General features: G+C 65.1%; 11 protein-coding genes and 1 pseudogene. 9 read left to right on the forward strand and 3 right to left on the reverse strand.

Going from position 1 to position 14,436, the window contains the following annotated elements; all coding sequences use genetic code 11:
• A pseudogene (locus GSQ79_RS24275) lies at positions 1-336 on the forward strand (hypothetical protein); the annotation flags it as partial.
• Positions 337-388: 52 nt separating this feature from the next.
• Here GSQ79_RS24275 and ppc read toward each other — a convergent pair.
• Positions 389-3,157 carry a phosphoenolpyruvate carboxylase gene (gene ppc, locus GSQ79_RS24280; RefSeq protein ID WP_246725559.1) on the reverse strand — a complete coding sequence of 923 codons (2,769 nt, stop codon included), beginning with the start codon at positions 3,155-3,157 and terminating at the stop codon, positions 389-391.
• Positions 3,158-3,333: 176 nt separating this feature from the next.
• Here ppc and GSQ79_RS24285 point away from each other — a divergent pair, with 176 nt between their 5' ends.
• From GSQ79_RS24285 to GSQ79_RS29880, 3 genes are read left to right on the forward strand one after another with little or no spacing between them, the layout of a single operon-like run.
• Positions 3,334-4,860: an acyl-CoA carboxylase subunit beta gene (locus tag GSQ79_RS24285; RefSeq protein WP_158811372.1), complete on the forward strand. Its 1,527-nt coding sequence runs from the start codon at positions 3,334-3,336 to the stop codon at positions 4,858-4,860.
• Positions 4,861-4,876: 16 nt separating this feature from the next.
• Positions 4,877-5,113, forward strand: a complete 237-nt coding sequence (locus GSQ79_RS24290) for a DUF4160 domain-containing protein (protein ID WP_158811339.1) — start codon at positions 4,877-4,879, stop codon at positions 5,111-5,113.
• Between the two features lie 31 nt (positions 5,114-5,144).
• Complete coding sequence (locus GSQ79_RS29880; protein WP_256379050.1) at positions 5,145-5,354, forward strand: DUF2442 domain-containing protein; 210 nt, start codon at positions 5,145-5,147, stop codon at positions 5,352-5,354.
• Positions 5,355-5,365: 11 nt separating this feature from the next.
• Here GSQ79_RS29880 and GSQ79_RS24300 read toward each other — a convergent pair whose 3' ends face one another.
• A complete protein-coding gene (locus GSQ79_RS24300) occupies positions 5,366-5,857 on the reverse strand; it encodes a CinA family protein (protein WP_158811340.1) in 492 nt (163 codons plus the stop codon).
• Positions 5,851-7,056 carry a bifunctional 2-C-methyl-D-erythritol 4-phosphate cytidylyltransferase/2-C-methyl-D-erythritol 2,4-cyclodiphosphate synthase gene (locus GSQ79_RS24305; protein WP_158811341.1) on the reverse strand — a complete coding sequence of 402 codons (1,206 nt, stop codon included), beginning with the start codon at positions 7,054-7,056 and terminating at the stop codon, positions 5,851-5,853. The genes GSQ79_RS24300 and GSQ79_RS24305 overlap by 7 nt, the downstream gene beginning before the upstream one ends.
• A 159-nt stretch (positions 7,057-7,215) precedes the next feature.
• On the opposite strand from GSQ79_RS24305, the gene dusB reads away from it, so the two are divergent.
• The 5 genes from dusB to GSQ79_RS24330 form a co-directional block, all read left to right on the forward strand.
• Positions 7,216-8,253 (forward strand): tRNA dihydrouridine synthase DusB, encoded by a 1,038-nt coding sequence (dusB, locus tag GSQ79_RS24310; protein ID WP_158811342.1) that lies wholly within the window; start codon positions 7,216-7,218, stop codon positions 8,251-8,253.
• Positions 8,250-9,431: a nitrogen regulation protein NR(II) gene (locus GSQ79_RS24315; RefSeq protein ID WP_158811343.1), complete on the forward strand. Its 1,182-nt coding sequence runs from the start codon at positions 8,250-8,252 to the stop codon at positions 9,429-9,431. Before dusB ends, GSQ79_RS24315 begins: the two co-directional genes overlap by 4 nt.
• A gap of 30 nt (positions 9,432-9,461) precedes the next feature.
• Positions 9,462-10,940 (forward strand): nitrogen regulation protein NR(I), encoded by a 1,479-nt coding sequence (gene ntrC / locus GSQ79_RS24320; protein ID WP_158811344.1) that lies wholly within the window; start codon positions 9,462-9,464, stop codon positions 10,938-10,940.
• Between the two features lie 131 nt (positions 10,941-11,071).
• A complete protein-coding gene (locus tag GSQ79_RS24325) occupies positions 11,072-13,324 on the forward strand; it encodes a PAS domain-containing sensor histidine kinase (protein WP_158811345.1) in 2,253 nt (750 codons plus the stop codon).
• Positions 13,325-13,332: 8 nt separating this feature from the next.
• Positions 13,333-14,436: sigma-54 dependent transcriptional regulator (locus tag GSQ79_RS24330; RefSeq protein ID WP_158811346.1), on the forward strand; the 1,104-nt coding region annotated here is incomplete at its 3' end.

The raw sequence follows: 14,436 nt of genomic DNA on the forward strand, positions 1-14,436 counted from the left end.
ACCGCGTCGTCGCTTTGCGACCGCAAGCGCTGCGTCGGCTTGCATCTCGCCTACGGCGTGTCCAACGACACGCCCGAGGCCAGAGCCGCGGTACGGGCCTACTTCGCGGCATTCCGCGACCGTCTGGCCGCGGTCCTGCGGCCCGTCATGGACGAAGACGCGGCGCGGGACGTGGCGGCGGACGCGATCCTGCGCCTTGAAGGCGCGACCTTGTGGCTCTCGACGATGGGGGACGGCCGTCCGATGGGGCGCGTCGTCGACGACTTGCTCGCAGAAGCCGAAGAGCTGAGCCGCGCCGTCAAAGCGCAGACGGTGAAGGTCAGCGCGGACGGGTGACGCGTCTCAGATCTCGCTAGCGCGCTTCACTGCAACCCGAACCGAGGCCGACCTACCCGCTATTCCGCAGCCCCGCCGCGACGCCGTTGATGCTGAGATGCACGCCGCTACGGACCTCGTCGTTGTCCTGGTCGGAACGCAGCATCTTGAGCAATTCCACCTGCACGTGGTTCATCGGGTCGAGGTAAGGGAAGCGGTTGGAGATCGAGCGCTCCAGCAACGGGTTGGTTTCGAGCAGCCGCTCCTGGCCCATGATCGAGAGCACGGCACCGATGGTCAGCGCATGCTCGGTGCTGATCGCGGCAAAGATCTTGGTGCGCAATCCCTCGTCCTCGACGAGGTCGGCATAGCGCGACGCGACGGCGAGGCTGCTCTTCGCCAGCACCATGTCCATGTTAGACAGCATGGTGCGGAAAAACGGCCAGTCCTGGTACATTGCGCTGAGCTGCTCCTGGCTGTTGCCGGGCACGGCCAGCCAATCCCGGATGGCGGTGCCGAAGCCGTACCAGCCCGGCAGCATCACGCGGCATTGCGCCCAGCTGAACACCCAGGGAATGGCGCGCAGATCCTCGATCCGCCGCGTCTTCTTGCGTGATGCGGGGCGGCTGCCGAGGTTCAACGTGGCGATCTCGTTGATCACCGTCGAGCTCCAGAAATAGTCCTCGAAGCCGGGGGTTTCGTAGACCAGCGCGCGATAGGCCTTGAACGCCCGGTCGGATAGATTCTGCATCGTTTCAAGAAACGCTTGCGGCGCCGATGGGCGGCGGGTGTCGAGCAATGTCGACTCCAGCGTCGCCGCGACCAGGATGTTGAGATTGCGCCGGCAGGTATCGGCGTTGGAATATTTCGACGAGATGATCTCGCCCTGTTCGGTAATGCGGATCTGGCCGCGGACGGCGCCGGAGGGCTGCGCCATGATCGCGTCGTAGCTCGGGCCGCCGCCACGGCCGACGGAGCCGCCGCGGCCGTGGAACAGCCGCATCTTGATCCCGTGAGCGGCGAAGGTCTCGATCAGCGCGATTTCGGCCTGATACAGCTCCCAGCCCGACGTGACGAAGCCGCCGTCCTTGTTGGAGTCGGAATAGCCGAGCATGACCTCCTGGACTTGGCCGCGCGAGGCGACGATGCGGGCGAAATGCCTGTTCTTGAAGGCCGCGTCCATGATGCCCGCTGCCGCGCGCAGATCGTCGATCGTCTCGAACAGCGGCACGAGGTTAACCGCGCTCTTGCAGTCCCGGTCGATCAGGCCGTTTTCCTTGAGAAGCACGGCGAGTTCGAGCAGGTCGGAAACAGATTCCGCCATGGAGATGATAGCGGTGTGGATGATGGCGTCGCCGTACTGCTTCTTGGCCTCCACCGCCATGCGGAAGACGCCGAGTTCCGACTGCGTCTCCTCGGAATACGCCAGGAATGGCGAGATCAGGGGACGCGGGGTGTCGAGCTCTTTTTCGAGGATGGCGACGCGCTCGTCCTCGGAGCGTGCGAGGTAGTCCGTGCCGGGCGCGACCGCTTCCAGCAGCTCGGCGATGGTGCGTTCGTGCACCGACGAGTTCTGACGGAGATCGATGCTGGCGAGGTGAAAGCCAAAGCAATCGACCGCGCGCCGTAACCGGTGCAGCCGCCCGCGGGTGAGAATGCCGGAGCCGTTTTCCGTCAGCGACGTCTCGATCGTCGTGAGATCGGCGAGCAGTTCCGCCGGGGCGGCGTAGGGCGGCATCTGGCCGAGCGGCTCGTCCTTGAACAGCTGCGTCGTCGAATAGACCCGGCGGATCATGCCGAACAGCGCGCGCTTGTAGGGCTCGCCGCGCTGACTCGGGCGATGATCATGCGCGGCATCGGCCAGCGTCGTGACGCCGGCGGACACATCCACGATGGTCGCGCTGAGGGTGAGCTCGTTGCGCAGCTGATGCAGCTCGTCGCGATAATGGTTCAACGCCTTGACGCCATGCATGCGGGCGGTCGTCGCCAAGACGTCTGCGGTGACGAAGGGATTGCCGTCGCGGTCGCCGCCGATCCAGCTGCCCATCCGCAGGAACGAGGGGATCGGCATGTCAGGCTCGTTCGACTCGAAGGCCGCGACCTGCGCCTCTAGCGTTTTGTACACGCCGGGCAACTCCTGGAGCAGGGAGTAGTCGTAGTAGCTGAGGCCGTTGGCGACCTCGTCGATGACGGTGAGCTTGTTGCGGCGGAGCAGGCTGGTCTGCCATAGCGCCAGCATGGCTTCGCGCATGCTCTGGCGCACCTCGTCGCGCTCCTCGTCGGCCTGGTCGCGATCGCCGTAACGGTCGAGCAAATGCTTGACGATGATCTCCCAGGACATCGTGCTCTTGCGGCGCACTTCCGTCGGATGCGCCGTCAGCACCGGGCTGATGAAGGCGCCTTCGAAGAAGGCCTGCAGGTCCGCCCGCGAGATGCCGTGCTCCTTGGCGTTGGCGAGCGCGCGCTTGATCGTGCCGGTGCGCGGCTTCGAGCCGGCGATGGCATGAGCCCGCGTGCGCCGCGCGTGATGGGCGTCTTCGGCGATATTGGCGAGATGCGAGAAGTAGCTGAAGGAGCGCACCACCAGCGTCGCCTGGCGCGGCGACAGCGAGGTCAGGATGGCTTCCAGCGCCTTGGCTTCGTTCTCGTCCTGATCGCGGTGGAATTTGACCGAAGTCTTGCGGATCTGCTCGACGGTGTCGAAGATCGCGTCGCCCTCCTGGGCGCGGATCGTGTCGCCCAGGATATGGCCGAGGAAGCGGATATCCTCTCGCAGCGGGCCGTCTTTGTCGGCGAAGCGGTTGAATTCGGCGAATTCCGTGGTTTCCGATTCGATCGTCACAAGAACTCTCCCACGCAAGCTAAAGATAAGCGGGCCCGTCTTATGCAAGCCTCCGCCGACAGGACTATGTCTACAGGCGGAGGCCGTGTTTCGCCATAGGTCCGGGCATGCTACGGCCCCAACACATTTTGAGGTAGCCCTTACAATTATTGAGCCGGAGCGCGCTGGTGAAGACGATGTTGACGAGGCTTGCCGAACGTCGGGCCGAGGCAGAGGCCGGCGGCGGCGCCCGCCGCGTCGCGGCGCAGCACGCCAAGGGCAAGCTCACCGCACGCGAACGCATTGAACTGCTGCTCGACGAAGGCTCGTTCGAGGAGTTCGACATGTTCGTCGAGCACCGCGCCGTCGACTTCGGCATGGAAACGCAGAAGATTCCGGGCGACGGGGTGGTCACCGGCTGGGGCACGATCACCGGCCGCGCCGTCTTCGTCTTCGCCAAGGATTTTACGGTGTTCGGCGGCTCGCTCTCGGAAGCGCATGCGCAAAAGATCATGAAGATCCAGGACATGGCGCTGCGCAATCGGGCGCCGATCATCGGCCTGTTCGATGCCGGCGGCGCCCGCATCCAGGAGGGCGTCGCGGCGCTCGGCGGCTACGGCGAGGTGTTTCAGCGCAACGTGTTGGCGTCCGGCGTCATCCCGCAGATCTCGCTGATCATGGGGCCCTGCGCCGGCGGCGACGTCTACTCACCCGCGATGACCGACTTCATCTTCATGGTGAAGGACACGAGCTACATGTTCGTCACCGGCCCCGACGTCGTGAAGACCGTCACCAACGAGACGGTGACGGCCGAAGAACTCGGCGGCGCCTCGATCCACGCGGTGCGTAGCTCGGTCGCCGATAATGCGTACGAGAACGACGTCGAAGCTCTGCTGCAGACGCGCCGGCTGATCGATTTTCTGCCGGCCTCCAACGTCGCGCCGATGCCGGACTGGCCGGCCGAGCCGGTCGGCTTCCAGGACAAGGACCTTTCACTCGACACGCTGGTGCCGGACAATCCGAACAAGCCCTACGACATCAAAGAGTTGATTCTTAAAACCGTCGATGACGGTGATTTCTTCGAGATCCAGGCGGCGCACGCCAAAAACATCGTGGTCGGCTTCGGCCGGGTCGAGGGCCGCACCGTCGGCCTCGTCGCCAACCAGCCGATCGTGCTCGCCGGCGTGCTCGACAGCGACGCTTCGCGTAAGGCCGCGCGCTTCGTCCGCTTCTGCGATTGCTTCAATATCCCGATCGTCACCTTTGTCGACGTGCCTGGCTTTTTACCGGGGACCGCGCAGGAATACGGCGGGCTGATCAAGCATGGCGCCAAGCTGCTCTACGCCTATGCCGAGGCCACGGTGCCGAAGATCACCATCATCACCCGCAAAGCCTTTGGCGGCGCCTACGACGTGATGGCCTCAAAGCATCTGCGCGGCGATCTGAATTTTGCTTGGCCGACGGCGCAGATCGCGGTGATGGGCGCCAAGGGCGCGGTGGAGATCATCTTTCGGTCCGACGTGGGCGATGCGGAAAAAATTGCGGCGAAGACGAAGGATTACGAGGACCGCTTCCTGTCCCCCTTCGTGGCGGCGGAGCGCGGCTATATCGACGAGGTGATCATGCCGCACGCGACCCGGCGGCGGGTCGCGCTGGGCCTGGCGATGCTGCGCGGCAAGGTGCTGGAGAACCCGTGGAAGAAGCACGGGAATATCCCGCTTTAGTTTTTTGGGAGGCTCGATGCCGACCGTTTTCGTTTGGAGAGGCTATCGATTTTTCTTTTACTCCAACGAGGGCGCGGAACCCGCGCATGTCCATGTGACAAGCCAAGGCCATGAATGTAAGTTTTGGCTTGTGGACATTACTGTTGCGAAGAATAGCGGATTTCCGCCGCACGATCTCACCGCGATAGCCAAACATATCGCAGTGCATCGTCGACGCCTACAGACAGCCTGGAGCGATCACTTTGGACATTGACAGCCAGCGCGCAAAAATCGGCACCGCGCGCGTGACCGATACCCACCTCGTCGTCGGACTCGAAGATGGACGCCAAATCATGTCGCCTCTCAATTGTTATCCTCGTCTCATCGCAGCGTCGGCAGCGGAGCGGCAAGACTTCGAAATCAGTCCGTTTGGCATCCACTGGCCTACGTTGGACGAGGACATCGGACTTTCGGGCATGCTTCGGGATCAGCGCTCTCAGAACGCGGTCTCCTAAGCCAGAAATTTCTACCCCGCCACATCCCTGAGCATCTTCAGCGCCATCGACACAGACGCCGTGCGGATTTCCGATCGGCTCAATGCGCCATAACGGCGCTCCACCGCCTGAGCGCCGCCGTCGCGCCGGGCACAGGCGAAATGCACGAGACCGACCGGCTTTTCCGCCGTGCCACCGCCGGGCCCAGCGATGCCGGTCACGGCGATGGCCACGTCGGCCCGCGAATTGTCGAGGGCGCCGACCGCCATGGCGCGGGCCACTTCCTGTGAGACGGCGCCGTAGCGCTCGATGAAGTCGAGCGGAATGCCGAGCGAGTCCGCCTTGGCCTCGTTGCTGTAGGTGACGAAGCCGCGCTCGAACACGGTGCTCGAGCCGGGGATCGCGGTGATGACCCCGGCGACGAGACCGCCGGTGCAGGATTCCGCCGTGACGATCGTCAGGCGATGCTTCCGGTAGAGGGCCAGCAGCGCCTCCGCTTCGGCGATCGCCGTCCCCGTCAGCATGGCAGCGGCAGCCGGATCGTGGCGATGGCGAGCGACGCCATGCCTTCCTCGCGCCCGGTGAAGCCGAGACGTTCCGAGGTCGTGGCCTTCACCGCGACACGGTCGAGCGGGATTTTCACCACTTCGGCGATGCGGGCACGGATCGCGTCGCGATGCGGCCCGACCTTCGGCCATTCACAGACGACGGTGGCGTCGATATGCGCGATCATCCCGCCACGCGCCCGCACCGCATCGGCGGCGGCGGCGAGGAAGATGGTCGAATCCGCGCCCTTCCATTGTGGGTCGGACGGCGGAAAGTGGCTGCCGATGTCGCCATCGCCGAGCGCGCCGTAGATTGCGTCGGTGATGGCATGGCTCAGCACGTCGGCGTCGGAATGGCCGACCAGCCCCTTGCCGTGCGGCACTTTCAGGCCGCCGAGCCAGACGTGATCGCCGGGGCCGAAGGCGTGGACGTCGTAGCCCTGGCCCATGCGAATATCCGGACAATCCTGGATCAGGCGGGCTTCGGCGGCGCGGACGTCCTCGGGGGTGGTGACTTTCATGTTGTCGACGTCTCCTTCAAAAATATGGACGGCATGGCCGGCCCATTCGGCGATGGCCGCGTCATCGGTGAGGTCGCGGGCGCCGGCGGCTTCGGCGGCGCCGTGCGCGGCGTGAATCAGGGCAAAGCGAAACGCCTGCGGCGTCTGCACGGCGCGCAGCTTGGCGCGCTGCGGCGTCGCGACGATGCGCCCGGCGCCGTCGACCTCCTTGATCGTGTCGGTGACGGCAAGGCCAGGCACCGCCGCGCCGTTCTGCGCCGCCGCGGCTTTGGCCCGCGCGATCAGGCCTGCCGTCGCGAAGGGGCGGGCGCCATCGTGGATCAGAACGAGATCGGGCGAAGCGGGCAGGGCGGCGAGCGCCGCGAGGCCGGCGCGGACGCTGTCCTGCCGCGAGGCGCCGCCGTGGACCGGCGGCAGAACGCGCGCCTGGTCTGCCGGCCCGAGAGCCTGCACGCTGGCATCGTAGAGATCGTGATCATCCTGGTGGATCACCGTCAGCACCTTTGCTTCGGCATCGGCCCGCAACAGCGCCTGCAAGGTATGACTGAGCAAGGGCTGGCCTGCCAAGACAAGATATTGCTTGGGGATCGCTGCGCCGACGCGCGAGCCGCGGCCGGCGGCGACCACGAGAATGGCCGTTGAAAGATGCTGGGTCATATCCGAGGGATCAGGCAAAAAGCTGCGGACGCCTCATCCGATGTTTCCCAGGCGAGGTCAACGAAGGCGGACGTCGAAGGGCTTGGAACAAAATTAGTGAAAAGATAAATCTTGCTCAAAGGATCTTGTGGGTTTGCAGGTTTTGATTACGATGTGGGCATGTTGCCGCTTGCACAAACAATAAGCATCTTCACCGGTGGCATCGCCATCGGTCCGCAGCGGATTCCCGGCCGTGCGATCCTCGCGCCGATGTCCGGGGTCACGGATATCGGCATGCGCCGGCTGGCGCAGCGCTTCGGCGCTTCGATGGTCGTGTCCGAAATGGTCGACAGCGCCTTCTACGCCGCCGGCGATGCCGCGAGTGCGGCCAAGGCGGATGGCATCGGGATCGACTGCCATGTCGTGCAGATCGCCGGATGCCAGGCCACCCATCTCGCCGAGGCCGCACGGCTGGCGCAGGACCAGGGCGCCGCGATCGTCGACATCAACATGGGCTGCCCGGCGAAAAAGGTTGTCGGCGGTCTGGCCGGCTCGGCGCTGATGCGCGATCTGGATCAGGCCACGGCGCTGATCCGCGCCACCGTGAAAGCCGTTTCCGTCCCGGTGACGCTGAAAATGCGGCTCGGCTGGGACGAGTCTTCCCTCAACGCGCCGGAGCTGGCGCGCCGCGCCGAAGCGGAGGGCGTGGCGCTGGTCACCGTCCACGGACGCACCCGCTGCCAGTTCTACAAGGGGCAGGCAGACTGGGCCGCGATCCGCGCCGTCAAGGGCGCCGTCGCCATCCCCGTCGTCGCCAACGGCGACTGCCACTCCGTGGACGATGCGCTGATGATGTTGCAGCGCTCCGGCGCCGATGCGGTGATGATCGGCCGCGCCGCCTTGGGACGGCCCTGGCTCGTCGGCGATATCGCCCATGCGCTGGCGACCGGCGAGCACCGCGCCGCGCCATCACCGGCCGACCGCCAGGCCGCCGCACTGGAACACTACGATCTCCTCCTGTCGCTTTACGGCGTGGACAAGGGCGTGCGTCACGCGCGCAAGCATCTTGCCGCCTACGCGCTGCATGCCGGTCGCAACCCCACCTCCGATCCGGTGCAGGCGCTGGTCACGGAAGACAGGCCGGCCAAGGTGCGGGTGTTACTCGCCGCGGTTTTCGATATGACGGACGACATCTCATTTTTGGAGAAGGCTGCATGACGGCACGCGCGATCGCAGAAGTGCAGCAACTAATCTCGGCGAAGTCGGCTAAGCGCGCGCCGCCGACGGCGGCGATCGAAGGCCTCGACGCGCTTCTGGTGCTCGACGCGCTGCCGCATCCGATCCTGACGGTCCGCCAGGACGGCCGGATCTGCAAGGCCAACGCCGCTGCAGAAATCTTCTTCGGTACCAGTCTCACGACACCGCGCCGGCATCTTCTGTCCTCACTGCTGCCGGCGGATTCCTCGCTGCTCGCGCTGATGCAGCAGGTGCGCGCGACCGGTGGCGCGATCAACGAATACCGCGTCGATCTCGGGCTGCCGCGGCTCGGCTTGGAGCGGCTGGTCGATATCTTCGTCTCCCAGGTGACGCCGCAGAGCGAGACACTGGTGATCATGCTGCGCGAGCGCTCGATCGGCGAAAAACTCGATCGCCAGCATGCCCAGCGCGGCGCCTCACGCTCGGTTTCGGCAATGGCCTCGATGCTGGCGCATGAGATCAAGAACCCGCTGTCGGGCATTCGCGGCGCGGCGCAACTTCTCGAGGCGGAGGTCAGCGACAGCGACCGTGCGCTGACGCGACTGATCTGCGACGAGACCGACCGGATCGTGAAACTCGTCGATCGGATGAAGCCGTTCTCGCAAGGCGTCCCGGAGGAGTTCGAAGGCGTCAACATCCATGCCGTGCTCGACCATGTGAAGAAAGTGTCGCAGGCGGGGTTTGCCCGGCACATCAAGTTCAAGGAGATCTACGATCCCTCGCTGCCGCCGGTGTTCGGCAGTCGCGATCAGTTGATCCAAACCTTCCTCAATCTGGTCAAGAACGCCGCCGAAGCGATCGGGCCGACGCGGCAGGACGGCGAGATCGAGATGCGCACGTCGTTTCGCCCGGGGTTTCGTTTGAAGGTTAACGGATCGGACACCCCGATCAGCCTGCCTCTCGAATTCATCGTGCGCGACAACGGGCCGGGCATCGCCGACGCCATTCTTCCTCGGCTGTTCGACCCCTTCGTCACGACGAAACCGACGGGAACTGGCCTAGGCCTTGCTTTGATCGCCAAGATCGTCGGCGATCATGGCGGCATCGTCGAATGTGAATCCCACCCCGGTCGGACGACATTCAAGGTCCTCATGCCGATGCTGGCACCTCGCGACGGTCGCGGGGATCCGACCGAATAGGGACCGCCGTCTGGCGGAGAAAATCTGGCAATGACGACAGGAAATATTCTGGTGGCGGACGACGATGCGGCGATCCGCACGGTGCTCAGCCAGGCTTTGTCGCGCGCGGGCTACGACGTCCGCACCACCGGCACCGCCGCGACGTTATGGGGCTGGGTCAAGGCCGGCGACGGCGACCTCGTGATCACCGACGTCATCATGCCGGACGAAAACGCCTTCGAACTCCTGCCGCGCATGAAAAAGCTCCGGCCGGAGCTACCGATCATCGTGATGAGCGCGCAGAACACGTTCATGACGGCGATCAAGGCGTCGGAACGCGGCGCCTACGACTATCTGCCGAAGCCCTTCGATCTCCGCGAACTCGTGTCGATCGTCGGCCGCGCACTGGCGGAACCTAAGAATCGCTCGCGGGCGATCCTGCCGGAAGACCTCGACAACATGCCGCTCGTCGGCCGCTCGCCGGCGATGCAGGAGATCTACCGCTCGCTCGCCCGCCTGATGGCGACCGACCTCACCGTGATGATCACCGGCGAGTCCGGGACCGGTAAGGAACTCGTCGCCCGCGCGCTGCACGATTACGGCAAGCGCAAGAAAGGCCCGTTCGTCGCGATCAACATGGCGGCGATCCCGCGCGACCTGATCGAGAGCGAGCTGTTCGGCCACGAGAAGGGCGCCTTCACCGGCGCCAACACCCGCTCGGCCGGCCGCTTCGAGCAGGCCGAGGGCGGCACGCTGTTCCTTGACGAAATCGGCGACATGCCGATGGAAGCGCAGACGCGTCTGCTTCGCGTGCTGCAGCAGGGCGAATACACCACCGTCGGCGGCCGCACGCCGATCAAGACCAACGTGCGCATCGTCGCCGCGACCAACAAGGATCTCCGCATCCTGATCGGGCAGGGGCTGTTCCGCGAGGATCTGTTCTTCCGCCTCAACGTCGTACCGCTGCGCCTGCCACCGCTGCGCGAGCGCATCGAGGACGTCGCCGACCTCGCCCAGCACTTCTTCAATCAGGCCGCCGCCGAAGGCCTCCCCACCAAGCAGCTCGAGCCCGGCGCGCTGGAGCGGATGAAGCGCTACCGCTGGCCCGGCAACATCCGCGAGCTCGAAAATCTCATCCGCCGTCTCGCCGCGCTCTATCCGCAGGAATCGATCAACGAGCATCTCGTCGATGTCGAACTGTCGGCCGATGCGGCCGGCTTTTCGCCACCAAACGTGCTCAAGAGCGCCGGCAATGCGGCGCCCGCGACCGATGGCGAAGAGGCGCCCCCACTCGGTGTCGCCGTCGAGCGGCATCTGTCGAAGCTGTTCGGCGCGCATGGCGATTCGCTGCCGCCCCCCGGCCTCTACCACCGTGTGCTGCGCGAGCTGGAACAGCCGCTGATCTCGGCGGCGCTGGCCGCAACGCGCGGCAACCAGATCAAGGCGGCGGAACTGCTCGGCCTCAACCGCAATACGCTGCGCAAGAAGATTCGCGATCTCGACATCCGCCTGATGCGGTCGCCGCGCTAGGCGGGATCATCGGCCCACGCCGTCGAATTGTCGTAATCTTGCAACAGTTGTTCGGCTCGGGCTAAGGTGATGCGCGCTCGATCTCGATGATCCTGCGCCGGCCTTCGAGCGGATCGGATAAATCGTCTACGATGACAGCAGCACCAACAGCCGATGCCATCGCGACGCCGCGTCGCCTGCTGACGCGCTTCGGGCCCTTCGTCGTGGTGTTGGCGCTGGCGATCGCGACCGCCAGCTTTTTGATCTTTTCCGACTACACGCCGCTCGCCCCGACCGACAATGTCGTGCTCGGCCTGTTCATCGCCAATATCACGACGATCCTCTTGCTGGTGGCGCTCGTCGTCGTCGAGGGCTGGGCGATCGTCGGCGCGTGGCGGGCCGGCGCCGCGGGCGCCCGCCTGCATCTCCGCGTCGTCGGGTTATTTTCCATCATCGCCGCCGCCCCGGTGATCCTGATGGCGCTGGTCGGCTCGGTGACGCTCGATCGCAGCCTCAACCCCGCCTTCATGCAGGACGTCCGCGGCTTCGTGCTCAACACCATCGAGGCGGCGCGGCTGTTCCGCGAAGGACAGTGCCGTTCGCTGCTGCAGGAAGCCCGCCTCACCGCGCTCGACCTCGACCGCGGCAAGGTGATGTTTACTGCCGACCGCTCGCTGTTCAAAGAATACTTTGCCTCACGCGCCAAGTTCCTCGGCTTCAGCGCGGCGGCGCTGATGAAGCCCGACGGCACGATGATCGAGCGGGTCGACATGGGACCGACTGGCGGCACCGGCACCGCCATCATCAAGCCGGCCGATACCGACTTTGCCGACGCCAAGAAGAACGAGCCGCTTTGCCTGCTGCTTGACGAAGGCCGCACCTTCGTGGCGCTGCGGCCGATGGCGTCGTTCCCGGACACCTATCTCTACGCCGCGCGTCCGGTCGATTCCTTCACCATCGAATTTCCCAAGGAGGCCAATCGCCTCGTCGTGCTCTACGACGCCTTCGACGGGCATCGCCGCAGCATCTCCATCGCCTTCGCCACGATGTATGTGTCGATCGCGCTGATCATGCTGCTGTCGGCGACCTGGCTCGGCCTCAACTTCGCCAACCGCCTTGTCGAACCCATCCGCCGCCTGATCGGCGCTACCGATCAGGTGGCCTCCGGCAATCTCTTCGTGCAGGTCGCGGTGCATCGCTCCGAGGGCGACCTCGCGCATCTCGGCGAGACCTTCAACAAGATGACGTCGGAGCTGCGGCTGCAGCAGAACCGCCTGGTTGCCGCTAGCACGCTGATCGACGAGCGGCGCATCTTCACCGAGGCGGTGCTGTCCGGCGTGCCGGTCGCCGTCGTCGGCGTCGGACCGGCTGGCGAGATCACCACGCTCAATCCGTCCGCAGAGCAGCTGATCCCGAAGACCGGGGAAGGCGCCCACGACATCGTCGGACAGAAGGTCGAGACCGTGATGCCGGAGATCGCCACGGTGCTCGCCGAGGCCCGCGCAAGCCAGCACCGCCTCGTCCAGGGCCAGGTTTCGATCAACCGCAACGGCCGCGACCGGCTGTTCAACGTCCGTGTCACCAGCGAGCCGTCGGTGCGCGCCGACAAGAGCTACGTGATGACGCTCGACGACATCAGCGACGTCATCGACGCGCAGCGCACCGCCGCCTGGGCGGACGTCGCGCGGCGCATCGCTCACGAGATCAAGAATCCGCTGACGCCGATTCAGCTCTCCGCCGAACGGCTTAAGCGAAAATACGGGCGAAACATCACGGTCGACCAGGATATCTTCTATCAATGCACCGACACGATCGTCAGGCAGGTGGATGACATCAAGCGTATGGTCGACGAGTTCTCGTCCTTTGCCCGCATGCCGAAGGCGACGCTGGAGCGCGACGACCTCAGCGAGTGCGTGCGCCGGGTGCTGTTCCTGATGCGGGTGGCGCAGCCCGAGATGACGTTCGAGGAGCGGCTGCCGCCCGAGCCGGTGTTCATGCAGTTCGACCGCCGCCTGATCTCGCAGGCGCTGACGAACATCATCAAGAACGCGACCGAAGGCATTCTTGCCTCCGATCCGATGCCGGACGGCGGCGGCCGGGTGCTCGTGTCGCTGATCGTAGGCGGCAATGTCGAGCTCAATATCATCGATAACGGCAAAGGTTTTCCCGTCGAAAATCGTCAACGGCTTCTCGAGCCCTATATGACGACGCGGGCGGAAGGGACCGGGCTTGGCCTGCCCATCGTCGCGAAGATTCTGGAGGACCACGGCGGTGGTCTCGAACTCCTCGATGCACCGGGCGGGCAGGGTGCCCGCGTCCGTCTCTTCTTCCCCAACCGCGAGGCGTCTCCAGGCGCTTCGCCCTCCGATGAACCCGCCCTCGCGGCGGCAACCGAAACGGCTTGAACCGACCCATGGCGAGCGACATCCTCATCGTCGATGACGAAATCGATATCCGCGAAATCGTGTCCGGCATCCTTTCGGATGAAGGCCACGGCACGCGGACGGCCAAGAACTCGGACGAGGCGCTCGCCGCAATCGAAGCGCGACGCCCGAGCCTGGTGTTCCTCGACATCTGGCTGCAGGGCTCGCGCCTCGACGGGCTGCAGGTGCTGGAGATCGTCAAGAAGCAGAACCCGAACCTGCCGGTCGTGATGATTTCGGGCCACGGCAACATCGAGACGGCGGTCTCGGCAATCAAGCTCGGCGCCTACGACTTCATCGAGAAACCGTTCAAGGCCGACCGGCTGGTGCTGATCGCCGAACGCGCCCTGGAAAACTCGCGCCTGAAACGCGAAGTCAGCGACCTGAAGATCCGCGGCGGCAGCGTCAACCAGATCGTCGGCAAGTCGACATCGGTCAATCAGTTGCGCCAGGTCATCGAGCGCGTCGCGCCGGCCAATTCCCGCATCATGATCACCGGATCGCCCGGCGCCGGCAAGGAACTGGCGGCGCGGATGATCCACGAGGCCTCGGCGCGAACGCAGGGCCCGTTCGTCGTGGTCAATGCGGCGACGATCACGCCGGAGAACATGGAGACCGAGCTGTTCGGCGTGGAAGCCGTCAACGGCAGCGGCCGGATGGTCGGCAAGCTCGAAGAGGCGCACGGCGGCACGCTCTATATAGACGAGATCGCAGACATGCCGAAGGAGACGCAGGGCAAGATTCTCCGCGTTCTCGTCGAGCAGAACTTTACCCGCGTCGGCGGGACGGCACGGGTCAACGTCGACGTGCGCATCATCTCGTCGAGCGCGCGCGATCTCGCAGGCCTGATCGCCGAGGGTGCATTCCGCGAAGATCTGTTCCATCGCCTGTCGGTGGTGCCGATCCGGGTACCCTCGCTCTCCGAGCGCCGCGACGACATTCCCGAACTGATCTCCTTCTTCATGGACCATATGGCGACGACGACCGGCATGCCGCGCCGCCGCATCGCCTCGGACGCGATGGCAATCCTGCAGTCGCACGACTGGCCGGGCAACATCCGCCAGCTGCGCAACAACGTCGAACGTCTGATGATC

The sequence above is a fragment of the Beijerinckia sp. L45 genome (assembly GCF_009765775.1).
In the GTDB taxonomy this organism is placed as follows: domain Bacteria; phylum Pseudomonadota; class Alphaproteobacteria; order Rhizobiales; family Beijerinckiaceae; genus RH-AL1.

Coding starts and splice junctions, on each gene's coding strand:
- GSQ79_RS24290 (WP_158811339.1), top strand. CDS start 4,877: ATGCCGACCGTTTTCGTTTGGAGAGGCTATCGATTTTTCTTTTACTCC.
- GSQ79_RS24305 (WP_158811341.1), bottom strand. CDS start 7,056: ATGACCCAGCATCTTTCAACGGCCATTCTCGTGGTCGCCGCCGGCCGC.
- GSQ79_RS24325 (WP_158811345.1), top strand. CDS start 11,072: ATGACAGCAGCACCAACAGCCGATGCCATCGCGACGCCGCGTCGCCTG.
- GSQ79_RS24300 (WP_158811340.1), bottom strand. CDS start 5,857: ATGCTGACGGGGACGGCGATCGCCGAAGCGGAGGCGCTGCTGGCCCTC.
- dusB (WP_158811342.1), top strand. CDS start 7,216: ATGTTGCCGCTTGCACAAACAATAAGCATCTTCACCGGTGGCATCGCC.
- ntrC (WP_158811344.1), top strand. CDS start 9,462: ATGACGACAGGAAATATTCTGGTGGCGGACGACGATGCGGCGATCCGC.
- GSQ79_RS24315 (WP_158811343.1), top strand. CDS start 8,250: ATGACGGCACGCGCGATCGCAGAAGTGCAGCAACTAATCTCGGCGAAG.
- GSQ79_RS24285 (WP_158811372.1), top strand. CDS start 3,334: ATGTTGACGAGGCTTGCCGAACGTCGGGCCGAGGCAGAGGCCGGCGGC.